This is a genomic window from Parasphingorhabdus sp., assembly GCF_039982395.1.
Taxonomy (GTDB): Bacteria; Pseudomonadota; Alphaproteobacteria; order Sphingomonadales; family Sphingomonadaceae; genus Parasphingorhabdus.
In genome coordinates, this window is record NZ_JBDWYO010000006.1 from 796,211 (window position 1) to 818,488 (window position 22,278).

General features: G+C 53.1%; 22 protein-coding genes. 6 read left to right on the plus strand and 16 right to left on the minus strand.

Annotated elements, in window-relative coordinates:
• Positions 1 to 138: 138 nt before the first annotated feature.
• Positions 139 to 1,617, minus strand: a complete 1,479-nt coding sequence (gene guaB / locus ABJV08_RS13955; RefSeq protein ID WP_348039647.1) for an IMP dehydrogenase — start codon at positions 1,615 to 1,617, stop codon at positions 139 to 141.
• Between the two features lie 50 nt (positions 1,618 to 1,667).
• Positions 1,668 to 3,155, minus strand: a complete 1,488-nt coding sequence (locus ABJV08_RS13960; protein WP_348052473.1) for a M28 family peptidase — start codon at positions 3,153 to 3,155, stop codon at positions 1,668 to 1,670.
• Between the two features lie 102 nt (positions 3,156 to 3,257).
• On the opposite strand from ABJV08_RS13960, the gene ABJV08_RS13965 reads away from it, so the two are divergent.
• Together ABJV08_RS13965 and ABJV08_RS13970 are read left to right on the plus strand one after the other, a co-directional pair.
• Complete coding sequence (locus ABJV08_RS13965; protein ID WP_348039645.1) at positions 3,258 to 4,223, plus strand: SPFH domain-containing protein; 966 nt, start codon at positions 3,258 to 3,260, stop codon at positions 4,221 to 4,223.
• A gap of 24 nt (positions 4,224 to 4,247) precedes the next feature.
• Positions 4,248 to 4,703, plus strand: coding sequence for an NfeD family protein (locus ABJV08_RS13970; RefSeq protein WP_348039644.1), 456 nt, complete (start codon positions 4,248 to 4,250; stop codon positions 4,701 to 4,703).
• Positions 4,704 to 4,716: 13 nt separating this feature from the next.
• Here the strand turns inward: ABJV08_RS13970 and ABJV08_RS13975 are convergent, their stop codons facing one another.
• Together ABJV08_RS13975 and ABJV08_RS13980 are read right to left on the minus strand one after the other, a co-directional pair.
• Entirely contained in the window at positions 4,717 to 5,097 is a 381-nt protein-coding gene (locus tag ABJV08_RS13975; RefSeq protein WP_348039643.1) for a hypothetical protein, read from the minus strand.
• A gap of 29 nt (positions 5,098 to 5,126) precedes the next feature.
• Positions 5,127 to 5,702: a DUF937 domain-containing protein gene (locus ABJV08_RS13980; RefSeq protein WP_348039642.1), complete on the minus strand. Its 576-nt coding sequence runs from the start codon at positions 5,700 to 5,702 to the stop codon at positions 5,127 to 5,129.
• 248 nt (positions 5,703 to 5,950) lie between these two features.
• Here ABJV08_RS13980 and ABJV08_RS13985 point away from each other — a divergent pair, with 248 nt between their 5' ends.
• Together ABJV08_RS13985 and ABJV08_RS13990 are read left to right on the plus strand one after the other, a co-directional pair.
• On the plus strand, positions 5,951 to 6,307 hold the full coding sequence (locus ABJV08_RS13985; protein WP_348039641.1) for a DUF3597 domain-containing protein: 357 nt from the start codon (positions 5,951 to 5,953) through the stop codon (positions 6,305 to 6,307).
• Between the two features lie 40 nt (positions 6,308 to 6,347).
• The gene (locus ABJV08_RS13990; RefSeq protein ID WP_348039640.1) at positions 6,348 to 7,016 is read left to right on the plus strand and encodes a uracil-DNA glycosylase; all 669 of its coding nucleotides are present in this window, start codon (positions 6,348 to 6,350) and stop codon (positions 7,014 to 7,016) included.
• A 33-nt stretch (positions 7,017 to 7,049) separates the two neighbouring features.
• On the opposite strand, the gene ABJV08_RS13995 is transcribed toward ABJV08_RS13990, so the two are convergent.
• The 6 genes from ABJV08_RS13995 to ABJV08_RS14020 form a co-directional block, all read right to left on the minus strand.
• A complete protein-coding gene (locus ABJV08_RS13995; RefSeq protein WP_348039639.1) occupies positions 7,050 to 7,667 on the minus strand; it encodes a L,D-transpeptidase family protein in 618 nt (205 codons plus the stop codon).
• A gap of 7 nt (positions 7,668 to 7,674) precedes the next feature.
• On the minus strand, positions 7,675 to 8,523 hold the full coding sequence (aguB, locus tag ABJV08_RS14000) for an N-carbamoylputrescine amidase (RefSeq protein ID WP_348039638.1): 849 nt from the start codon (positions 8,521 to 8,523) through the stop codon (positions 7,675 to 7,677).
• Positions 8,524 to 8,541: 18 nt separating this feature from the next.
• Positions 8,542 to 9,393 (minus strand): methyltransferase, encoded by an 852-nt coding sequence (locus tag ABJV08_RS14005; protein ID WP_348039637.1) that lies wholly within the window; start codon positions 9,391 to 9,393, stop codon positions 8,542 to 8,544.
• Between the two features lie 79 nt (positions 9,394 to 9,472).
• On the minus strand, positions 9,473 to 10,993 hold the full coding sequence (locus ABJV08_RS14010; RefSeq protein WP_348039636.1) for an FMN-binding glutamate synthase family protein: 1,521 nt from the start codon (positions 10,991 to 10,993) through the stop codon (positions 9,473 to 9,475).
• A gap of 93 nt (positions 10,994 to 11,086) precedes the next feature.
• Positions 11,087 to 12,070, minus strand: a complete 984-nt coding sequence (locus ABJV08_RS14015) for an agmatine deiminase family protein (RefSeq protein ID WP_348039635.1) — start codon at positions 12,068 to 12,070, stop codon at positions 11,087 to 11,089.
• Between the two features lie 17 nt (positions 12,071 to 12,087).
• Positions 12,088 to 13,764 (minus strand): M28 family metallopeptidase, encoded by a 1,677-nt coding sequence (locus tag ABJV08_RS14020; protein ID WP_348039634.1) that lies wholly within the window; start codon positions 13,762 to 13,764, stop codon positions 12,088 to 12,090.
• Between the two features lie 149 nt (positions 13,765 to 13,913).
• On the opposite strand from ABJV08_RS14020, the gene ABJV08_RS14025 reads away from it, so the two are divergent.
• Complete coding sequence (locus ABJV08_RS14025; RefSeq protein ID WP_348039633.1) at positions 13,914 to 15,884, plus strand: S9 family peptidase; 1,971 nt, start codon at positions 13,914 to 13,916, stop codon at positions 15,882 to 15,884.
• 70 nt (positions 15,885 to 15,954) lie between these two features.
• Here the strand turns inward: ABJV08_RS14025 and rpsD are convergent, their stop codons facing one another.
• A complete protein-coding gene (rpsD, locus tag ABJV08_RS14030; RefSeq protein WP_348019719.1) occupies positions 15,955 to 16,569 on the minus strand; it encodes a 30S ribosomal protein S4 in 615 nt (204 codons plus the stop codon).
• A gap of 219 nt (positions 16,570 to 16,788) precedes the next feature.
• On the opposite strand from rpsD, the gene ABJV08_RS14035 reads away from it, so the two are divergent.
• Complete coding sequence (locus ABJV08_RS14035) at positions 16,789 to 17,097, plus strand: chorismate mutase (protein ID WP_348039632.1); 309 nt, start codon at positions 16,789 to 16,791, stop codon at positions 17,095 to 17,097.
• 10 nt (positions 17,098 to 17,107) lie between these two features.
• Here the strand turns inward: ABJV08_RS14035 and ABJV08_RS14040 are convergent, their stop codons facing one another.
• The 5 genes from ABJV08_RS14040 to ABJV08_RS14060 all read right to left on the minus strand — a co-directional run bounded on the left by ABJV08_RS14040 (position 17,108) and on the right by ABJV08_RS14060 (position 22,199).
• On the minus strand, positions 17,108 to 17,848 hold the full coding sequence (locus ABJV08_RS14040; RefSeq protein WP_348039631.1) for an RNA methyltransferase: 741 nt from the start codon (positions 17,846 to 17,848) through the stop codon (positions 17,108 to 17,110).
• A complete protein-coding gene (gene nrdR, locus ABJV08_RS14045; RefSeq protein WP_348039630.1) occupies positions 17,845 to 18,306 on the minus strand; it encodes a transcriptional regulator NrdR in 462 nt (153 codons plus the stop codon). The genes ABJV08_RS14040 and nrdR overlap by 4 nt, the downstream gene beginning before the upstream one ends.
• 15 nt (positions 18,307 to 18,321) lie before the next feature.
• The gene (glyA, locus tag ABJV08_RS14050) at positions 18,322 to 19,629 is read right to left on the minus strand and encodes a serine hydroxymethyltransferase (protein ID WP_348039629.1); all 1,308 of its coding nucleotides are present in this window, start codon (positions 19,627 to 19,629) and stop codon (positions 18,322 to 18,324) included.
• Complete coding sequence (gene rpiB, locus ABJV08_RS14055; RefSeq protein WP_348039628.1) at positions 19,626 to 20,078, minus strand: ribose 5-phosphate isomerase B; 453 nt, start codon at positions 20,076 to 20,078, stop codon at positions 19,626 to 19,628. Before rpiB ends, glyA begins: the two co-directional genes overlap by 4 nt.
• A 180-nt stretch (positions 20,079 to 20,258) precedes the next feature.
• Entirely contained in the window at positions 20,259 to 22,199 is a 1,941-nt protein-coding gene (locus ABJV08_RS14060) for a potassium transporter Kup (RefSeq protein ID WP_348039627.1), read from the minus strand.
• Positions 22,200 to 22,278 lie beyond the last annotated feature (79 nt).

The following is a 22,278-nucleotide window of genomic DNA, read 5'->3' on the forward strand; positions in this document are numbered from 1 at the left end:
CATAGCGTTCGCTTCACAGTCTTCCATTGTCAGATGGGCATTGCTGACCCAAACGGGGCTATCTTCCGCTTGTCCTATAGGCCAGACAAACATCAGCAAGAATATCTTGGCCTCAATCACGCGACGGCTCGAGAGCTTCTATCGGGTTGGATAGTTCGGCGCTTCTCTGGTGATCGCAACGTCATGAACATGGCTTTCTTGAAGGCCGGCATTGGTGATCCGGACAAATTCGGCCCGTTCGCGCAAATCTTCCAGTGTCGCTGAGCCGGTGTAGCCCATCGCCGCTTTCACGCCACCGACCAGTTGATGAATGACATCGCGCGCTGGGCCTTTGAAGGGCACTTGGCCTTCAATGCCCTCTGGTACCAATTTCATCTGGTCAGTGATATCTTGCTGGAAATAGCGGTCAGCCGATCCACGCGCCATCGCGCCAACCGACCCCATGCCGCGATAGCTTTTATACGCACGGCCCTGATAGAGAAAAGTCTCGCCCGGCGCTTCTTCAGTCCCGGCAAGCAAGGATCCGATCATCACGGCTGAGGCGCCGGCGGCCAAGGCCTTGGCAACGTCTCCCGATGTCCGCAAACCGCCATCGGCAATTACAGGAACGCCTGATTTGTCGGCTTCTTCCGAACAATCCATAATCGCCGTCAGCTGAGGCACGCCAACGCCGGCCACGACTCGCGTGGTGCAGATCGAACCCGGTCCGATACCGACCTTGATACCGTCTGCCCCGGCATCAATCAGCGCCCGCGTGGCGGCAGCGGTCGCCACATTGCCAGCAATGATCTGGGTGCCGTTTGACCGTTTCTTGATTTCTTCAACAGCCCGCGCGACCATCGCACTATGGCCATGAGCAGTGTCGACCACGATCAGATCACATTCCGCATCGATCAACGCTTGGGTGCGTTCTAGTCCGCTTTCCCCCACGGTTGATGCTGCTGCAACCCGCAATCGACCCGATTCATCTTTTGTCGCATTGGGATAGGTCACGGCTTTTTCGATATCCTTGACCGTAATCAGGCCCACACAGCGATAATCATTATCCACCACAAGCAATTTTTCGATACGCCGCTGGTGCAATGTCCGCCGCGCTTCTTCCTGGCTAACGCCAGCCGGAACCGTGGCCAGATTGTCTTTGGTCATCAGCTCGGAAATCAATTGCTTCGGATTTTCGGCGAAACGCACATCGCGGTTGGTCAGAATGCCCACCAATTTGCCTGATTTTTCGACGACGGGGATGCCGGAGATCCGGTTCTGCTCCATCGTCGCCTGCGCTTCTGCCAATGTAGCATCCGGCTCAATCGTAATCGGATTGACCACCATGCCCGATTCAAAGCGCTTCACTTGCCGTACGGCAGCGATCTGTTGATCCAGGGTCAGATTGCGGTGCAACACACCAATACCGCCCATTTGCGCCATGACGATCGCCATATCCGCCTCTGTGACCGTATCCATGGCCGAGGAGAGGATCGGTATATTCAGACCGATTAATTTCGTCAGGTTGGTTTTTGTATTGGCCTGGCTCGGGACAATCTCGGATGCGGCAGGCCGCAGCAGGACATCATCAAAGGTCAGTCCCAATTGAATTTCTTTTTGTTTGCCTGGCCTGCTCATGGTCGCCACTTTCCGATGTCTTGAATGTGATTCTGTGGCGGCCCATGTAATCAGTTATCGGCAGAACCGCTAGTTACTTTTCCCGGATATGTCGCGGTAGATGAAAAATAACGCCCGAGCGCGACATGGAAATTGGCGTCGGCCGCCGCTCCCGTCAGTTCAAGCGTGTCGTTCACTTCATCGCTAACGTCATGATAGGGGCCGTTGATAAAGGCTTCGAGCCGCTCTTCGTCAGCAAAAGCGCTGGTAATCATATATGCCGGGATATCGCGCTCTAGAAAAACATAACCGTCCTGACGTTTGACATAGACATCCGCATTCCCCGTGCGATCAATCTGACGCCCTTCCCGCTTCGCCACAATTTCAATATCCGAATCTGGTCCTGCCTGGCCCAGACCAATGACCGCGATCTTCTCTCCGTCATCGGAAAGAGCAATCGTGTCTGCGTTAAAGACCAGCTTAAATTTCTGGAGCGCTATCGGCGGACTGTTCACAAACGCCCGCGCGCCGAGCAATCCCTTTTCTTCCGCGGTGGTAGCAAGATAATAGATATCTCTTTCCGGCGCGTCGCCGGACAAGCGTTTTGCCGTTTCAATCAGCAGTGATATGCCACTGGCATTGTCGACCGCGCCATTGCAGATACGGTCTTTCTCAGGCTCCAAAGGATCTTCGATGCGGCATTCACCAAAATGATCCCAATGCCCCATGAATAACAATGCACCGCTTTTCGGGTTGGTGCCGGCAATCTTTCCGATCACATTATGGGACGTGTAAGAGCGCAACTGGGTCTCCACCAGCGCATCCGCGCTCAATCCCAATTTGACAATTGAGATTGCAGCTCGCTCGGCGATCAATTGTTTGGCGTTGTGGTCCGATTGCCTGACAAGCTTCCTAAATTGATCAAAGCTGATCAATCCTTCGAGCGCCGCGTGATTGCCCGGATAGGCCAAGCCGGTAGAGCCTCGCTCAAAGAACCGGCGAAATCTTGGCCAGCGCTTTTGCTCTTCAATGATAGCGATCACTCCGACCGCTCCTTGCTGGATCAATTGAAGCTTGCGGTTTCTATAGTCCGGCAAGCCATCGCTATCCGCGGGAGGCTTACGCGGCAGGAGCACCAGCTTTCCAGCCACCGCAAGAGTTGAGCCTGCATAGCCGGCAAAGACAACCGGAATATTGGAATGATCGAAAGACCGATCTCGGCTGCGCAGAATGATTTGATCCTGTTTCATCCGCAGCGTTTTTCCGCGGCTCTCGTTCAAAAAACTTATCCGGGAACGCGTTGGCGTGCGCTCCACCAATGGCACTGGTGCATACCAAGAGCCGCTTTCTCCTGCTGGTTTAAGACCGGCCAAGGCCCATTGGGTAGCGATATAATTAACGGTCTTATTCTCGCCAGCAGTGCCGGGGGCCCGCCCTTCAAACGCATCACTTGCCAAAACCTCGATATGCCCGAGCAAATCAGCCTCGCTGATCGCCTGCGCATGCGCCGCTCCTGGAATGGCGAAGCTTATAAATATCAAGACAGCAATCATGCGCATTACAACTGTAACCCCTCAACTTGTGCGAAAAATTCGCTTTTCCCTTGGCATTGTCCTGCAAATAATCAATGATAATGAGACAGTTCGCTGAGGAGAATAAAAATGGGTATTCCACTACTAATGCTGGTGCTTTTGGTCACCATTATATATCTTTTCGCGAGCATCAAGATAGTTCGGCAGGGCTATCAATATACAATTGAATATTTTGGCCGCTTCACATCAACGGCGCAACCCGGGTTTAATTTCTTTCCAGCATTTCTCTACCGTGTTGGCCGCAAGGTCAACATGATGGAGCAGGTTCTGGACATTCCGGGTCAGGAAATCATCACCAAAGACAATGCGATGATCTCCACCGATGGCGTGGTCTTCTTTCAGGTGCTGGATGCAGCGAAAGCGGCATATGAGGTCAATGATCTATACAACGCGATCCTCAATCTAGTGACCACCAACCTCCGCACCGTCATGGGATCAATGGATCTTGATGAAACATTGTCAAAGCGCGACGAGATCAACGGCCGGCTGCTGACCGTCATCGACGACGCAACAACCCCTTGGGGCATCAAGATAACCCGTGTGGAAATCAAGGACATCCGGCCACCGCAAGATATTATCAATGCGATGGCGCGGCAAATGAAGGCGGAACGTGAAAAACGCGCCAATATCCTGGACGCAGAGGGTGCACGAGCATCAGAAATCCTGCGGTCCGAAGGCGAAAAAGAAGGTCAAATTTTGCAGGCAGAAGGCCGCAAGGAAGCAGCCTTTCGCGATGCAGAGGCCCGCGAACGCGAAGCCCAGGCAGAAGCGAAAGCCACCGAAATGGTATCCCAGGCTATTGCCACCGGCAATGCTCAGGCAATCAACTATTTTGTCGCGCAGGATTATGTGAAGGCGGTAGAGAAATTCGCGACATCACCCAACGCCAAAACGATCTTGTTCCCGGTCGAAGCCACGCAGCTTATCGGTACATTAGGCGGCATCGGCGCTTTGGCAAAAGAGGCACTCGGCGAGGATAGCCAAGCCTTTTCACCTCCTCCACGCAAGGGCCCCTTTGACAACCAAGATACATGACATCGGCTGAGGGGAGTATGAGACATGGATGATTTGACGATCAACAATCCTGAATATGTCTGGCTTGGGATCGCTGCGTTGCTCGCATTGGCCGAGCTATTTGTTCCCGGCGTCTTCCTGATTTGGGTGGCTGCGGCTGCAGCGGTCACTGGACTGCTCTCGCTGTTCATCGATTTGACGATAGCCGGTCAACTGACGGCATTTGGCCTGTCGACTGTCTTGGCGGTCCTTGGCGGACGGCGCTGGTATTTGACCCACGATGTCAAAAGTGAAAACCCGTTGCTCAACAATCGGTCCGCCCAATTGGTCGGGCAAACGGTTACCATCGTGGAGGCAGTTTCAGCCACGAGTGGACGGGTAAAAGTCGCTGATGGCGAATGGCCGGCAAAAGGCGCGGACATGAAAAAAGGCGCCAACGCCAAGGTTGTCGCCGTGGAAGACGGTGTCCTCAGGCTGGAAGCGCTGAAGGACACCGTTTAGTTCGATTTCAGGCTTATTTTTTGAAGAAGCCCTTCGCCATATTGGTGATGTCGTTAATCGGATTTCCATCACCATCCCGGTCTAGAAAACCCGACACTTTTCCAAGCAGGCCTTCGTCGCCGGTCAACTTGTCCATCAAGCCGCCTTCACCATCAAGACCGGCTTTTTCGGCCAGCGCTGGTAAGAGTCCCTGAAGCTTGTCAGCATCAATACCAGCTTCTGCAGCGGCTTCCTTGACCGCTGTCATCTTGTCGGTGCTGCCGTCGCTCAATTTTGCGAACAAAGCTTCTCCGCCTTTTTTCGCTTCATCAGCGGTCATTCCGGCTTTCTCTGCAATTTCATCAATGCTGAAATTTTCAGGCAACATATCCATCACTTTTTCGAGCATGCTCATAATCTATATCCTTCTTTCCGTGTTGTATTTTAACGGACCAATTTTCCGGCCATACCAATAATATCGTCCAGCGGATTACCGTCCCCATTCAGGTCAAGCAGTGAACCCAGTCCACCCAATCCGCCTGATGACGCTTTGCTGCCGCCGCCAAGCAGTCCGCCGATTAGGCCACCGATACCACCGCCGCTGTCTGCACTATCGCCGCCTTGCTTAGCCATGTAACCTGCAACCATCATCGCAACCACTGGCAACATCTTCTTCAGAACATCGCTTCCGATTCCGGTTTGCTGCTCCGCTCCGGCGGCAACAGTGCGACTGACTTCTTTGGAGCCGAATATCTGGCCAAGCACCTGATTGCCCTGCTCGACTGGAGTAGGCTGAGAACCAAGTACGCTATCAAGCAGTCCGCCTCCGCCTAGCTGTCCAAGCAATCCGCCCAGGCCCTCAAGGCCACTTGGCTGCGCTTGTGTCGTTTTCTTAAATCCACCCAAAATCGCTGGAAGCAAAGCCGCAGCGCCGGCTTCGGCAACGCTCTCGTTGATACCCAATTCCTTGGCCATCGTTCCAATGCCGCCTGACTGTTGCAAAACATCCAAAATATTCATCGTCGCTCTCCTTCTTTGCCAACACGGCATGCTGTGATTCTTCGGTTGCACATGCCTTAGCATATTTTCGGGCTAGAAACCGTCCAACGCATGGTTTTACGAGTGTTTACACGATGTTGCTGGCGTATAAGCGTGAATGGAGAAGAAGGGCAATTGACTCCATGACCGATAAGACCGACATGACACTCAAGGGCGTAGCCAGGCATTTGCCAATCGGAAAGGCACCCCAAAATCTAGAGGAGTAAGATATGAGCATTTTTGGTAAAATTAAGAGCGCCATTTTTGGCGGAGAAGCCAAAGCAGCAGAACCAGCTGCTGAGGCGGCGCCCGTTGCGGCAGAACGCGCTGCAATTAGCGAAGTAGACGTTGCTGCGCGGCTCGACAGCATTCCAGGTTCGGACAAATTGAACTGGCGCAACTCGATTGTCGATCTCATGAAACTGGTTCAAATCGACGCCAGCTATGGCAACCGTAAAGAGCTGGCCCAGGAATTGGGCAATGCAGATTATAGTGGTTCTGCCGAAGACAATATTTTGTTGCACAAGCAGGTCATGAACCAAATCGCAGCTGCAGGTGGCATCGTTCCAGCTGAACTGAAAGACTAATCATCTGGACGAAAAGTCCGTTTGAATTTAGGCGGGGGCTGTGAGCGATCATGGCCCCCTTTCTTTTTCGCCTCTTCCCAATGCAGAAGCCCCAAAGGCCTGCCGACGCTGTCCGAGGCTTGTCGCGCTTCGCAAATCGTTACGCGCCGAAGAACCCAAGTGGTGGAACGCCCCGGTTCCCGCTTTTGGTGACCCCGGAGCCTCGCTGGCCGTCGTAGGCCTTGCCCCTGGCAAAGAGGGCGCGAACCGGACCGGCAGGCCGTTCACAGGTGATGCCTCCGGGGAGCTGCTTTTTGCGACTTTGACCAAATTTGGCTTTGTCGATGGGACGTTCCGCAACGATCCGGATGATGGGATTGCATTGCGCGGTGCAATAATCCTCAATGCGGTCAAATGCTTGCCACCAGAGAATAAACCAACGGCTGCAGAAATCGAAAACTGCCGCCCCTATCTAGCCAAAGCGCTGAAAGGCTTACCCGAACTGACGGTCATTTTGGCGCTCGGGAAGATTGCCCATGACAGTATCATCCGCTTGTCCGGAGCGAAGCTGGCAACCTATAAATTTGCCCATGGCGCAAAACATGACCTGCCGGACGGGCGGATCTTGCTCGATAGCTACCATTGCAGCCGGTATAATGTGAATACGAAGCGGTTAACCGTTGAGATGTTCGAGGATGTTTTCCGTCTGGCACAGTCTTTGAGCCAATAACTGTGTCGAGGCCACTTCTAAGCGAGCACCTGATTACCGATAAACTTGTCTCTGCCAATTGCGCGTGACCAAAACCTTGTCGCCCTTACGCACATTGGCAAATAGCTTCCGTGCGAATTCAAGTGGCACTCCGATACAGCCATGGGTCGCCGACACCCCATCCACATCTGCCCCGTGTATCGCCACACCTTTCCAGGTCAGCCGCAAATTATAGGGCATCGGCGCGTTATTATAGGTGCTGCTATAATGGTCGGCATCTTTTTCCAGGATAGGAAAGACACCAGTGGGCGTGTCATATTTTTCCCAGCCACGGGTGACTTTGGTCCGCGCAATTTCTATACCTGCGCGGTAGACATAAAGCTGTTCCGCCTCCAGATCGACTACGATTTGCGCTGTTCCCCGTGCGCCGTTAGTCTGCGCGTAGCTCTCATCCCAAAAATGTTCTCCGAAATCGAGCGGCCGGTCCAGTTCGATGTAGTGATTGACTGTAAATTGTGACTTTGGCTTGGGCGGTGCGGCGATGCGCGGCGAAGCCGCCACCATTCCGGATTCATATTCGACGATGAAATCGGCTTGGCCCATCGCGGGTGTTGCGACGGATATCATCACCAACACCGACATTCCGGTCAAACTAGAGAACCAATTTCGCATCGCCTGCCTATACGTCCTCAACCAGGCGTCCGTAAAGCTCCGGTCGGCGATCTCGGAAGAAGCCCATGCCTGCGCGATGCTTGCGCGCCTGGTCGAGATCGAATGAAGCAACCAGAACACCAGTTTCTTCCGCACCATATTCAACGACGAGATCTCCCCATTCATTTGCGATGAAACTATGCCCATAGAAGCATTGCCCGTCTTCCGAACCGATACGATTGCTGGCAACGATCGGCATGCAGTTGCTCACCGCATGCCCCTGCATCGCACGACGCCACATGCGGCTGGTGTCGAGATCCGTGTCATAGGGTTCGGAACCGATGGCGGTCGGATAGAATAAAATTTCGGCGCCCATCAAGGCCATTGCGCGCGCGGTTTCCGGATACCATTGATCCCAGCATATCCCGATACCGATTTTGGTACCGAACACATTCCAGACCTTGAAGCCTGAATTCCCGGGACGAAAGTAGAATTTTTCCTCATAGCCGGGACCGTCAGGAATATGGCTTTTCCGATAGATGCCCCTGACCTCGCCCTCTGGATCAATCATCGCAACACTATTGTAGTGATGAGGGCCGTCACGTTCAAAAAAGCTAGCCGGAATCGCGACTCCAACTTGTTTCGCGAGCTTTTGCATGGCGAGCACCGAAGCGCTTTTTCCCGCAGGCTGGGCTAGCGCAAAAAGTGCTTCATCTTCGGTTTTGCAAAAATAAGGCCCGGCAAACAATTCCGGTGGAAGAACGATCTGTGCGCCCCGCTCGGCCGCTGCGGCGACCAAGTCGCCGACGGCGTCGATATTCGTCTGTTCATCGCCACCCAAGGGCAGCTGCAGGGCCGCTACGCATAAATTGGTCATAGCGGCCCTGTTAGCGGTTTAGGGAAGCTTCTTAAACAATAATGTCATCCGGTCGGATTCACCGATTGCGGCATATTTTGCTTTGTCGACGTCGCCTTCTGCAAAACGCGGCGGCAGCGTCCAAACACCTTTGGGATAATTCGCAGTGTCAGCAGGGTTGGCATTGATCTCAGACTGTTTGACCAGCTCGAAACCATGGGTCTCCATAATATTCACAACCGTATCGGTTCGAAGATATCCGCGACCACCATTCGCATAGCCAAAGGGTGCATCGTCCTTGGCTCGATGCTGCACAATGCCGATCGTGCCGTCTTCCTTCAACAACTTGCGCAGCGCTTTGATTTCGTTGTCGGTCGCGTTCCAGCGCATCAGATTATGCATCATCCGGGGAATGAATATGAAATCAACGGTGCCCGCCATTTCGTCTGTGACTTCATTGGTTCTCAGAGCTTTGAATTTATCGGCCGAAAGTCCAGTCATTTCGGCAATTTTGGCGGGGAAAGTCGCACTCCATTTGGCCATCTCAACTTTGCGATCCTCCGGGAAGGGGAGCGGATCGACATTGTAATTCACTCCAATATATTGCCCCTTTTCAGCCAGATAGGGAGCCAAAACCTTTGTGTACCAACCGCCGCCGGGCGCATATTCCGCAACCGTGTAAGTTGGTTTCACGCCAAAAAATTTGAGCGTCTCTGAAGGATGCCGATAAACATCCCGTGCTTTGTCCTTCGCGCGGCGCTCATGCGCCAATATCGCATGCAGACTGGCGTCGGCCATTTCCATACCGTCTTTCTTATGGTGCTCGGCAGCAGCAGGGACGGCCATCCCCAGCATTGCAATCGACGCAGTAGCCATCAGTAGGTTCTTCATAATCTTGTTCCTCTCAAAAAACGGGGCGCATTGTGCTTATCGTCAATCCTATGCGAAGCTCGTCCAGACTCAATATCTTTTATCCAATTGTTTCCATAGATGGCCTGTATTGCTCCAAAATATCGGGCCTTGGATAGAGTTCGTCAAACGGTATCGACTTTCCCGTGTCCTGAACGATGCGGACATGTTTTCGATCCAATTGTCGCGGCTCGTCAACGCCACAACTATGCGCGATGACCTCTACCTCATGGACGATATTCTTACAGTAATTGGCTACTTTCACTTTCTTGTCCTGCGGAGCTAGCCCCCTTTGCAAACGCGGATTGTGCGTAGTGATCCCGGTCGGACAGGTATTCTTATTGCATTTGAGGGACTGGATACAGCCTAGCGAGAACATGAAGCCGCGCGCCGTGTTGACAAAATCAGCTCCTGCGCAAAGGGCCCAAGCGACACTGGTTGGCGTGATCCGCTTTCCCGACGCAATGATTTTGACTCGGTCCCTCAGACCATATTTGTGCAATATATCAGAGAGCATCGGCAGGCTTTCCTTCAACTGCAGTCCGACATTGTCCATCAGAGGCATCGGCGCTGCGCCGGTACCGCCATCCCCGCCATCCAGCGCGAAAAAATCAGGAGCACTCGCAATGCCACGTTTGTGGATTGCCTCACAGAGTTCTTCCAACCAGCCATAAGCGCCAACAACAGCCTTTATGCCGGTCGGCTTGCCCGTCACGTCTCGCACATGGTGTATGAAGTCGAGCAGCTCATCGACATTGTCGATCTCCGGATGCCGGTTGGGCGAGATACTGGGCTCTCCTTCGGCAATACCTCTAATATCCGCGATCATCTTGTTCACCTTCGCCGCAGGCAATATACCGCCCTTCCCTGGCTTGGCGCCCTGGGACAGTTTAATTTCGAACATCCGTACGGTCTCATGTGCGGCCACTTCCCGCAGCTTGTCATCGCTTAAACTGCCATCCGGATTGCGGACGCCATATTTCGCTGTGCCGATTTGAAAGACAATGTCGCAACCACCCTCAAGGTGAAACGGCGACAGGCCACCCTCGCCGGTGTTCAGCCAGCATCCGGCCATTTTCGCGCCATGGGATAGCGCTTGTACCGCAGGGACCGACAAAGCTCCGAAGCTCATCGCTGAAATATTGAAAAAGGATTTCGCTTTGAAAGGATGCTTCACATCTTCCCCAATGACACATGCCGTTGTTTCTGCTGAATCGGTTTCAAGCTTGGGAAAGGCACAATTGATGAAAATCGGCGTCCCCGGCGGATCGAGGTTTTTGGTCGAACCGAATGCAATCGTGTTACCAGCCCCTTTGCTGGCTCTTGCGGTCCACTCTCGCTCAGCGCGGTTAAACGGCATTTCCTCCCGGTCCATGGCGAAGAAATATTGCCGGAAGAATTCGCCCAGCGTCGAAAATATGTGGCGGAAGCGTCCGATGACAGGATAGTTTCGTCGCACGGCATCCTGTTTCTGACTGACATCAATGACAAACAGAATGACGACTGCGGCCAGCCCGAACCCAAGCAGCACAATGAAAACATATGTCAGCGCGCTGAGCACATCTAGAATTCCGTCCGTCATGAATAGCCCCTTCGATAGGCCTGAAGGATTAGCATCTTGTGCCTCTCGAACAAGGGCCTCTCGAATATCGGTTCGTACAAATGGCCGATCGGGTTACGCTTGCTGCGGGATCTGTTGCGAGATGCAGTGGAAGCTACCGCCGCCGCGGAGCAATGCCTTGCTGGACAGTCCGATGACCTTGCGATCTGGGAAAAGAGCGGCAATTTGTGCGACGGCCTCCGCATCATTTTCGGCACCATATTGCGGCACAACCACCGCTACATTGCCAATGTAAAAATTCATATAGCTCGCCGGCGCGACATCACCATCGACCTTATACAACCCGGCTGATGGAAGGCGAACCACGTCCAACCCCGATGACTGCGCGCGTCGCGCTGCATCTTCAAAAATTTCAGTGTTGGGATCGCCCTGTATATCCGACTGTGGGATCGCCACCCGCCCCGGGGCAACGAAGCGCGCCAGATTGTCGACATGGCCATCGGTGTGGTCGGCGATCAATCCATCGCCAAGCCAGCAGATATTCTGCTTCCCGAAGGCTTCACACAAATGCTGATCGACCTGTTCTTTTGTTAGATGGTCGTTGCGATTGGCATTGAGCACGCACTGCTCTGTGGTGATAAGCCGCCCGGCGCCATCACCGTCAATCGCACCACCCTCCAAGATCCAGCCTTGATCTTCGATCGGCAAATCAAAGCGCTTGGCAAGCCGTTGCCCGATATCCTGATCACCAGGCATTTGATATTTTCCGCCCCAACCATTGAAACCGAAATTCCGGCCGCTTAGACTCTCAGAATCAATGGAGAAAATAGGCGCCGTATCACGGAGCCAGATATCGCCAAATGACTCTGTAACAACAATTACACAAGGCGCCACGAGTGCCTGCGCAACGTTCGCATCGACCTTATTGCGACAGACCAGAACTACGGTCTCTCCGGCACCACGATCGGAGACAGCATTGGCAAAAGCCGCGACTTCCAGCTGCGCAGCTTCCAAGCCCACTGGCCACTCCTCGGGATTACCGGGAAAGCCAATCCAGACCGCTTGATGCGGCTCCCATTCTGCGGGCCATCTCTTCATTTTTCTGATCTAAAGAATCAATTGTCGGCGCGACTTTTATCCCGGATTGCACGAAATTCATCACCCTCGTTCCAATTGGGCCAATTTTCCGTCATCGCCAGCATACGGGCGACCGTATAATAGACTTTCAAATCCCCCATGACACCATCCCAGTTCCAATTCGGATCATATTCATCCTTGGGACCGTGATAACGGTTTTCGCCATAATCTTTCGAGATGGCAGCCCCTGCTTCAGGTCCGCCTTCCACAAGATCTTCACCGCCTTCGAAATAGATCATCGGAACGCCAAGCTTGGCAAAACTGAAATGATCCGACCGGTAATAATATCCTTTTTCGGGCGTAGGTTCGGCTTCAGCGACACGACCATCGCCAGTCAACGCCGCCTCGAGATAGCGATCCAGGCCAGATTTTCCTTTGCCAACCACAATCACATTATTGGCAGGCCCGGCCATTCCAAACGCATCCATGTTCACACCGCCAACGGTCTTATTGAGCGGATAGATCGGGTTCTGGGCATAATATGCAGAGCCAAGCAGTCCGGACTCTTCTGCTGTCACGGCAAGGAATATGATACTCCGATCCGGCGCTCCGGCTTTCACATGCGCTTCTGCCAAGGCGACCAATGCCGCCGTGCCGGTTGCGTTGTCGATAGCTCCATTGCAGATATCATCGCCATCCGGTGCCGGCTTGCAGCGACCAAGATGATCCCAATGAGCGGTATAGACGACATATTCATCGGGACGGGTCTTGCCCTTAAGAATGCCGACCACGTTTTTACTATCCATCTTGCTGATCGTATTTTCGAACGATGAAGAGGCTTTCAGTCCGAGTTCAACCGCCTTGAAGCCCTTTTTCTTGGCTGCCGCCATTTGAGCTGTAAGATCCTGTCCAGCCGCCGCAAAAATCTTCGCTGCGACATCTTTCTGAATCCAGCCGTTGATCTTCGTCTGGTCTGCCCCGCCATTGGCCGACTGTGCATAAAATTGCGGACCACTCCAACTCGATTCTACAACGTTCCAGCCATAGGCAGCCGGATCCGTATCATGGATGATCAAAGCCGCTGCCGCACCCTGTCGCGCAGCCTCCTCATATTTATAGGTCCAGCGGCCGTAATAGGTCATTGCCCGGCCACCAAAGTCACCTTCCAGGCTCTCGGTACCGAAATCCGGGTCGTTGACCAGAATGACGACAGTCTTGCCTTTGACATCGACGCCCTCATAGTCGTTCCAGCCACGCTCCGGTGCGTTCACACCATAGCCAACAAAGACCATGTCGCTATTCGCCACATCAATCTTGGGTTGTTCCTGATAGCTGGTAACCACCATTTCAGGGCCATATGAGAAACTCATATTTTCCGAACCGCCGGTCACCGTTAGCGGCGAAACATTCTTCGCTTCGATCGAAACAAGCGGGACATCCTGAAACCAGCTATCACCATTTCCTGGCTCAATCCCGGCGGCCTCGAATTTAGCCGTCAGAAGCGCAAGCGTCTTTGCCTCTCCTGGCGTCCCGGGAGCCCGGCCTTCATAAGCGTCAGAGGAGAGTTCTTCGGTGATAGATTTCATCGTTTCAACCGATAACTCCGGCGCAACGACTTCAAGCAACGCCAGCGCAGCCTCATTCTCTTCAATTTTTTTGCAGCCCGTCAGCGCCAGCGACGGCACGAGAAACAACAAAAGCGACCGTTTCAACATAAAGCTATCCTTCTGAAATCATCAGTTCCGAAAAACATTGTTCACCCAATGGCAGACGATATTCTGCAAGGCAAGAAGCGTTCCCGCTGAGAAGTAAGACTTGCCAAGCGAGGTCATTTTCGCGATGCTTTACTATAGGGTATTTCAAAATGGGGATTTTTGTGTTTCGTCATAGTTTAGTATTTGTTTCGCTCGCCGTAACCACGGCCATCACAATTCCTGCCGCTTCGGCCAATGAGAAAGCCAAAATCTTCGGCGCGTTGCCAAGTGTGACAGATATCAGCCTCTCTCCGGACGGTTCCAAAGTCGCGTTCGTTTCTCCCGGCCCTGGGAAAACCACCGACCTATATACAATCGATCTAACAAAAGGTGGCGGACCTTTGCGCGTTACCAGCTCTTCGGGTGACCCGGAAAGTCTTGACTGGTGCAATTGGGTTTCCAATACACGCCTGGTTTGTCAGGTTGCCGGAATCGAAGAATATGCCGGTGACATATTCAGTTTTTCTAATATTTTTGCAGTTGATGCAAATGGAGCCAATCCAAAGCTTCTGACTCGGAAACAGCGGCAAGGCACCGTGGGCTTCACCCTATATGGCGGGCAGGTGATAGACTGGCTTCCGGATGAAGATAATGCGATTTTGATGACCCAGTGGCACCTCGAGAAATCACGCGCGGGATCACGAATTGGCAACAGTGCCAGAGGTCTTGCGGTGGAGCGGGTGGACACAATTACTGGCAAACGCAAAGTCATCGAACGCCCGGAAGACGAAGCCACACGATATATTACCGATGGTGAAGGCAATGTCCGGATCATGGGTATGAGGACAAAGCTAGGGCGCACCGAGAGAAACAGCGGCGAAATTAAATATTTTTTCAAGAAAGATGGCAGTTGGCAAAGATTGACCGAACTAAATTACGCAGATCGCACGGGCTTCAGTCCCCATGCGGTTGACCCAACAACCAATCGCATTTTCGGCTATGAGACAGTCAACGGCCGGAAGGCGTTGGTGACAAAGGCACTGGATGGGACCGGAGAATCGGAAGTGATATTCGCCCATGATGAAGTCGACGTCGACGGACTCGTTAGGATTGGCCGCAAGAGACGGATCGTGGGCGCAAGCTATGTTGTCGAGGCACGCGAGGCACATTATTTTGACGAGAAGCTGCAAAAGCTCAGGAGCAGCCTAGCGAAGGCATTGTCTAACAACATCTCCATCGGATTTGCCGATGCAAGCGCGGATGAGAGCAAGTTGCTGCTCTATGCAACATCGGACACAGACCCCGGACAATATTATTTGTTTGACCGGACGCAAATGAAACTGGAGCCACTTTTGGGCATCCGGCCTTATGCAGAGAAAGAAACTCTGGCGACCGTCAAACCCATATCCTATCCCGCGGCCGACGGGACTATGATTCCGGGCTATCTGACCTTGCCTCCCGGATCTGATGGCAAGGGATTGCCCGCGGTTGTGATGCCACATGGTGGGCCAGAAAGCCGCGACACACTGGGCTTCGATTGGCTACCTCAGTTTTTCGCCAGCCAGGGCTTTGCGGTTATCCAGCCCAACTTCCGGGGTTCATCAGGATATGGCGATGCTTGGTATCAAAAAAATGGTTTTCAATCTTGGCGGACATCAGTCGGTGACGTGACGGATGCGGGAAGATGGCTGGTTTCCGAAGGCATTGCCAAACCGGAGGCGCTCTCGATCATAGGTTGGTCCTATGGCGGATATGCTGCGCTGCAATCCGCCGTGCTGGCACCCGACCTGTTCAAAGCTGTCATTGCGATCGCTCCGGTCACCGATCTGAGCACGTTGAAGACAAATGCCAAACACACTTATGGCAGCGCGGTCGTGCGAGACTTTGTGGGCAATGGCCCTCATGTTTCACAAGGATCGCCCGCTCGAAACGTCGACAAGATCAAGGCACCTGTGCTGATGTTTCATGGAGATTATGATCAAAATGTTGACGTGCAACATTCTCGGTTGATGAAGAACCGATTGGAAAGTGCAGGAAAGTCGGTCACTTATATTGAATATGAGAAGCTCGCACACGGGCTATGGAACTCTCAGGCTCGATCCGAAATGCTCACCAAATCGGCGGCGTTTCTCCCGAAATAATCGGTTTGGAAATGAACACAAAAAAAAGGCGGCTGTGAAAGCCGCCTTTTTTTAATTTCATTGAAAACAATCAGCGCGAATAAAATTCGACAACCAGATTAGGTTCCATGGTTACCGGATAAGGCACTTCATCCAATGTCGGGATGCGGACATAGGTTACTTTGTCCGTACCGTCTGGTGTTACATATTCTGGAATTTCACGCTCTGGCAAGCTCTGTGCTTCAATAACCAGCAGCATTTCTTTTGCCTTGTCGCTCAGCGAGACAACATCACCAGGGACAACCTTACGCGATGCAACATTACATTTAACGCCGTTCACCCGGATGTGACCGTGGCTCACCAACTGACGAGCAGAGAAGATGGTAGGGGTAAACTTGGCGCGATAGACAACCATGTCGAGACGCTGCTCAAGCAGGCCGATCAGATTCTGACTGGTATCGCCTTTCATCGCTGCGGCTTCTTTATAAGCGCGGCGAAACTGTTTTTCCGTCACATCGCCATAATAGCCTTTAAGCTTCTGCTTGGCGCGCAACTGAATACCGAAATCGGAAAGCTTGCCCTTGCGGCGCTGACCGTGCTGGCCTGGGCCATAGTCACGACGATTGACGGGTGATTTGGGGCGACCCCAAATATTCTCGCCCATACGGCGATCGAGCTTATATTTAGAACTGGTACGTTTGGTCATATCCATGACTCCTGATTTGCTGTTTATACGTCTTCCCGGAGCGCACCATCAAAACCATAGTCTTGATGCGGCCGCCGCTTCACCGGGGTGCGGGACCAATTGCAAGAGCGCGCCTATGGCGAGCAAACGCATCATTGTCAACACCCTTAGCCCGCAGAAATCTTGCGCAAATGGCCGACAAGCCTCGACTCTCTATCGGCGCGCGATTAATGCGCTGGCATGACAGATCGACAAACATTGCCGCCCATGGAAACCATGACCGACGTGCGGGAACAAGTTGACCGTATCGACGCGGAGCTGATCGGCTTGATGGCACAGCGTTTTGCCTGCATGGATGCCGCCGCCCGGATCAAGCAAGATCGCAACCTCGTCCGCGATGAAGCCCGTAAAGCAACCGTTTTACAAAATGTAAAACAGCTGGCGGAAACAGCCGGAGTCCCGGTTCCAACGATGGCTGCGATCTGGGAAATGCTGGTTGAAACGTCAATAAGCTATGAAACCCAAAAATGGGACCAGCTCCGCAAATAGCCTTATCAAGCTATTTTTTGGCCTTATCCTTGCGCGGTGGCCTTTCTAGAGAAGACACAACCCCGCGCCATGTCTTGACCTCTTCGTTCGTCCATGCCGGCTTGGTGAGCATGTTCCGCAGCGTAACTTTCGTCGCAACTGCCCGTTCAGGGGGATAGAAATAGCCATTTTTATCCAGCGCCCGTTCCAGATGCTCGTAGAACATGTCGAGCTCCTTTTGCGGAGCCGGTTCCGCCGTTCTCTTCTCCAGCGTAGGCTGAACATTGGCGACGCTATCCAATTTGGAAATTTCATAGGCCACGAGGATGACGGCTTGCGCCAGATTGAGGGATCCGAACTCAGGGTTTATCGGCACGGTAATGATCTTCCGCGCTAGTTCGACATCGACTATCTCGAGACCAGATCGCTCCGGTCCAAACAAGATAGCGCATTTGCCGCTCGCCTGCGCCATATCTTCTGCAGCTTCCCAAGGTGCGAGGACCGCCTTTGTCATACCGCGTTTCCGCACCGTCGTCGCATAGACATGCGAACAATCCGCCACGGCTTCAGCCGTTGTCTCAAAGACCTGTGCATGTTCCAGCACCTGGTCTGCGCCTGATGCCGTTGGGCCGGCCGCCGGATTGGGCCAACCGTCGCGCGGATTGACGATACGCATTTCGGTCAATCCGAAATTGAGCATCGCACGTGCCGCTTTTCCTATATTTTCACCGAGCTGGGGATTGACCAATATGATTGCGGGCTGCTTGGTCACGCGCCGCCGACGTCTTTTACGCTTCCGGCGAATTCCTTAAAATCCTTCGCTTCCGTAAAATCCTTATAGACCGAAGCAAAACGGATATAGGCGACGCTATCAAGCGTTTTCAGACCTTCCATCACCATCTCGCCAATTTTCTGAGAAGGAATTTCGGTTTCTCCGCTGGTTTCCAACTGACGCTGGATCCCAGAAACAAGTTGATCCATCTGTTCCTGGGCCAAACCCCGTTTGCGGCAGGCGAGGGATACCGACAGGTCAATCTTCGACCGATCAAACGGCTCCTTACGTTCTTCGCTTTTAACGACCGTGATTTCGCGAAGCTGTACCCGCTCAAATGTCGTGAACCGCGCGCCACAGCTCTCGCACTGACGCCGGCGTCTGATCGTCGTATTGTCCTCGGTGGGACGGCTGTCTTTGACCTGACTATCGTCATGGGCACAAAAGGGGCAACGCATGATCTGTCTTTCTGGTTAATCCTGATAGATCGGGAAACGGTCACATAGTGACTGAACCCGTTCACGGACGTCGGCTTCGACCTCGGGATCACCTCCCTCGCCTTTTTCGCGCAGGCCGTCCAGCACATCGGCAACCATTTCTCCGATCAACCGGAACTCGGCTGGGCCAAAACCACGGGTCGTCCCGGCAGGAGATCCTACGCGGATACCACTGGTTTTCATCGGTGGCTGCGGATCATTGGGGATACTGTTCTTGTTACAGGTAATGCCTGCCCGTTCGAGTGCTTCGTCGGCGTCACGACCGGTGATTCCCAGAGGCGACAGGTCAATCAGCGCTAAATGCGTATCGGTGCCGCCCGCCACGACATCAGCACCACGTTCCTTGAGCGTCGCCGCAAGGATTTTGGCATTTTCGATGACCGCTGCCGAATAGCTCTGGAACTCGGGTCGCAGTGCTTCGCCGAAAGCAACGGCTTTTGCAGCAATCACATGCATCAAAGGCCCGCCCTGCAAACCAGGAAAGACGGCAGAATTGACCTTCTTGGCAATAGCTTCGTCATTGGTCAGGATCATCCCGCCGCGAGGACCGCGCAAAGTCTTGTGAGTGGTTGTCGTGACAACATGAGCATGATCAAGCGGGCTTGGATGCAGTCCGGATGCAACAAGCCCGGCAAAATGGGCCATATCGACCATGAAAATTGCGCCAACAGCATCAGCAATGGCGCGGAATTTCGCGAAATCAATCTGGCGGGGATAGGCAGAGCCTCCGGCAATGATCAATTTGGGTTGATGTTCCTTGGCGAGCGCTTCAACTTCCTCATAGTTGATGAGGTGGTCGTCACCATTGACGCCATATTGGATCGCATTGAACCATTTGCCTGATTGAGCCGGTTTTGCACCGTGGGTCAAATGTCCGCCGGCATCCAGAGACATGCCGAGAATTGTATCGCCCGGCTTGACCAAAGCCAGCATCACAGCGCCATTGGCCTGCGCCCCGGAATGCGGCTGAACATTGGCAAATCCGCAGTTAAAAAGCTGTTTGGCGCGGTCGATTGCCAAAGTCTCGACATCATCTGACGGCGCGCAACCTTGGTAATAGCGACGCCCTGGATATCCTTCGGCATATTTGTTGGTGAAGATAGAGCCTTGCGCCTGAAGAACCGCTTTGGAAACAATGTTTTCCGACGCGATCAGCTCAATCTGATTTTGCTGGCGCGCCAATTCAGAATTAATCGCACCGGCAACCGCCGGGTCGCTCTCATCAACGGAAAAATCAAAAAAACCGGTCTGCCGGATATCTTGTATATCTGCGACGTTGCTCATGCGCTTACTCCTTCAACTTGTGGGGCCGACAGTTTGTCGACGCGGCGCTGGTGTCGATCACCGCCAAATGGTGTTTTCAAAAAGACATCAAGACAATCTTTCGCAATCTCAATTCCGACAAGCCTCGCGCCCATGGCGATCACATTCGCATCATTATGCTCGCGTGATAGCTTCGCTGACAATCCCTCGGACACCAAAGCACAGCGGCAGGCCGGGTTGCGATTAACAGCGATTGAAATTCCAATGCCGGAACCACAGAGTGCCACTCCACGCTCCACACTGCCTGAAGCAACCGCTTCGGCCAACTTATATCCATAGTCTGGATAATCTACGCTGTCTGGTGTCATCGGGCCCAAATCGCTGACCTCATGGCCCGCTTCTGTTAGCCAATCAACCAAAGCGGCTTTCATTTCGAGAGCGGCATGATCAGAGGCAATGGCAATGCGCATGGTCAGTTCCTGTGGTAAGAATCGGATGCCCGCTATTTAGTAGAGCGCGCCGCGATAGGCCACCAAATATTTGATGCGCCCTGCCATGAACTGCTCCTTAAATTTGGATGTCCGGCCCACCAATGATCTTGACCAGGCCTGAAGCCATGCTCCCCGCCAATCCAGCCGTTCTTTCCGCCTTTAGATTTCCATCTGACTACCGAGTTCGACCACGCGATTGGTGGGCAGTTTGAAAAACTCCATAGCTGTCGCAGCATTCCGCAGAAGCCAAGCAAAGAGCTTCTCTCGCCAGATCATCATCTCCGGTTTTTTGGATGGCAGCAAGGTCTGGCGCGACAAGAAGAAACTGGTTGTCATCATATCAAATTCCATCCCGCATTCTTTGACCTCTTTCAAAGCTTCGGGAACATCGGTCTCCTGCATGAAACCAAAGTGGAGAATCAGTCTGTAGAACCCGTGGCCAAGATCCTTCACTTCACATCGCTTGTGCGCCGGCACGGTAGGAATATCCTGAATGTTGACGGTCAGGATGACCACCCTTTCGTGGATGACCTTATTGTGCTTGATATTGTGAAGCAGCGCAGACGGCACGCCTTCGGACGAAGACGCCATAAAAATTGCAGTGCCCGGAACGCGCGTGGCGCTGTTGGCAGCAGATTTGGTGAACACTTCGATCGGCATGGCTGATTCAGCCATGTTTTTCCGCATGATCTGCCGCCCCTTCGCCCATGTTGTCAGGATGATGAAAGCGACGCCACCGACGGCCAAGGGGAACCAGCCGCCATCCGGAACCTTGGTCAGATTGGCTACGAAATAAGCCCCGTCAACGATGAAGAAAACAGCCAATATCGGAACCGCATACCAAAGCTTCCACTTCCACAAGACCACCATAACAATCGCCAGCAGGCAGGTATCGATGAACATCGCCCCGGTCACAGCAATACCATAAGCTGACGCCAGATTGCTCGAGCTCTGGAAGGTCAGAACCAACAGGATCACAGCGATCATGATAGTCCAGTTCACGAAGGGGATGTAGATTTGGCCCGCTTCAGAAGCGCTGGTATGCTTGATCGTCAAACGTGGAATGAAACCGAGTTGAATCGCCTGATGAGTGACCGAAAACGACCCCGATATCACGGCTTGGCTGGCAATGAAGGTCGCTATCGTCGCCAAGATTACCAACGGCAATCGAAGAAACTCTGGGGCCATGATGAAAAACGGACTCTTGATCGCTTCGGTTGCTCCAGCCGCGTCGAGGGATAGGATCATCGCACCCTGGCCAAAATAGTTACACAGCAACGCAGGCATGACAAAACCATACCAAGCGACGCGCATCGGCTTTTTGCCGAAATGCCCCATGTCGGCGAACAGCGCTTCGGAACCCGTCACGGCCAAAACAACGGAACCCAACGCCAAAAATGCCTTCATCCCGTCGGTTATAAAAAATTGCACCGCATACCAGGGGTTGAAGGCGAATAGAATTGAAGGATGATTGACAATCTGAATGATACCGAGGGTGCCGATGACAAGAAAATAAACGAACATTACCGGCGCGAACAAAGCGCCGATTTTGGCAGTTCCGCGGGATTGGAGCAGGAATAGGAATATCAACAATGTGAGGGCGATTGGAATGACCAAATGTCCCAATCCCGGCTGAACAACGGTCAATCCTTCAACCGCAGAAAGCACCGAAATCGCGGGTGTGATCATACTGTCACCATAGAAAAGTGCCGTCGCGAACACACCGAGCAATATCGCCAGCCAGCCATATTTGGATTTTCGCATCACCCCGGAAATAAGGGCCACAAGCGCTAGGCTGCCCCCCTGCCCTTTGTTGTCGGCCCGCATAGTGATGGTGACATATTGGATCGTGACAACAAGCGTCATCGACCAGAAAATCAGACTGACGACGCCCAGAACATGGATGCGATCCAATTCCAGCGGATGTGCGCCAATGAACGTTTCACGAAACGCATAAAGCGGGCTCGTGCCAATATCACCGAACACAATACCAATCGCGCCAGCTGCCAGCTTGGCAATGGCCGTATTGCGCTGAGGCGAGCCATGGGTTTGCACCGTGCCGCCTTGCGCATTTGCGCTTTCTGTTGGTTCTGCAGACATTGGTTGGCCGTTAAGGCGTACCCCGATCAATTTGGACACAACGATGTTTTACTGACATTGATTTCAGCAAGCGCGAGCG

Coding starts and splice junctions, on each gene's coding strand:
- guaB (WP_348039647.1), bottom strand. CDS start 1,617: ATGAGCAGGCCAGGCAAACAAAAAGAAATTCAATTGGGACTGACCTTT.
- ABJV08_RS13960 (WP_348052473.1), bottom strand. CDS start 3,155: ATGCGCATGATTGCTGTCTTGATATTTATAAGCTTCGCCATTCCAGGA.
- ABJV08_RS13965 (WP_348039645.1), top strand. CDS start 3,258: ATGGGTATTCCACTACTAATGCTGGTGCTTTTGGTCACCATTATATAT.
- ABJV08_RS13970 (WP_348039644.1), top strand. CDS start 4,248: ATGGATGATTTGACGATCAACAATCCTGAATATGTCTGGCTTGGGATC.
- ABJV08_RS13975 (WP_348039643.1), bottom strand. CDS start 5,097: ATGAGCATGCTCGAAAAAGTGATGGATATGTTGCCTGAAAATTTCAGC.
- ABJV08_RS13980 (WP_348039642.1), bottom strand. CDS start 5,702: ATGAATATTTTGGATGTTTTGCAACAGTCAGGCGGCATTGGAACGATG.
- ABJV08_RS13985 (WP_348039641.1), top strand. CDS start 5,951: ATGAGCATTTTTGGTAAAATTAAGAGCGCCATTTTTGGCGGAGAAGCC.
- ABJV08_RS13995 (WP_348039639.1), bottom strand. CDS start 7,667: ATGCGAAATTGGTTCTCTAGTTTGACCGGAATGTCGGTGTTGGTGATG.
- aguB (WP_348039638.1), bottom strand. CDS start 8,523: ATGACCAATTTATGCGTAGCGGCCCTGCAGCTGCCCTTGGGTGGCGAT.
- ABJV08_RS14005 (WP_348039637.1), bottom strand. CDS start 9,393: ATGAAGAACCTACTGATGGCTACTGCGTCGATTGCAATGCTGGGGATG.
- ABJV08_RS14010 (WP_348039636.1), bottom strand. CDS start 10,993: ATGACGGACGGAATTCTAGATGTGCTCAGCGCGCTGACATATGTTTTC.
- ABJV08_RS14015 (WP_348039635.1), bottom strand. CDS start 12,070: ATGAAGAGATGGCCCGCAGAATGGGAGCCGCATCAAGCGGTCTGGATT.
- ABJV08_RS14020 (WP_348039634.1), bottom strand. CDS start 13,764: ATGTTGAAACGGTCGCTTTTGTTGTTTCTCGTGCCGTCGCTGGCGCTG.
- ABJV08_RS14025 (WP_348039633.1), top strand. CDS start 13,914: ATGGGGATTTTTGTGTTTCGTCATAGTTTAGTATTTGTTTCGCTCGCC.
- rpsD (WP_348019719.1), bottom strand. CDS start 16,569: ATGACCAAACGTACCAGTTCTAAATATAAGCTCGATCGCCGTATGGGC.
- ABJV08_RS14035 (WP_348039632.1), top strand. CDS start 16,789: ATGACAGATCGACAAACATTGCCGCCCATGGAAACCATGACCGACGTG.
- nrdR (WP_348039630.1), bottom strand. CDS start 18,306: ATGCGTTGCCCCTTTTGTGCCCATGACGATAGTCAGGTCAAAGACAGC.
- glyA (WP_348039629.1), bottom strand. CDS start 19,629: ATGAGCAACGTCGCAGATATACAAGATATCCGGCAGACCGGTTTTTTT.
- rpiB (WP_348039628.1), bottom strand. CDS start 20,078: ATGCGCATTGCCATTGCCTCTGATCATGCCGCTCTCGAAATGAAAGCC.
- ABJV08_RS14060 (WP_348039627.1), bottom strand. CDS start 22,199: ATGTCTGCAGAACCAACAGAAAGCGCAAATGCGCAAGGCGGCACGGTG.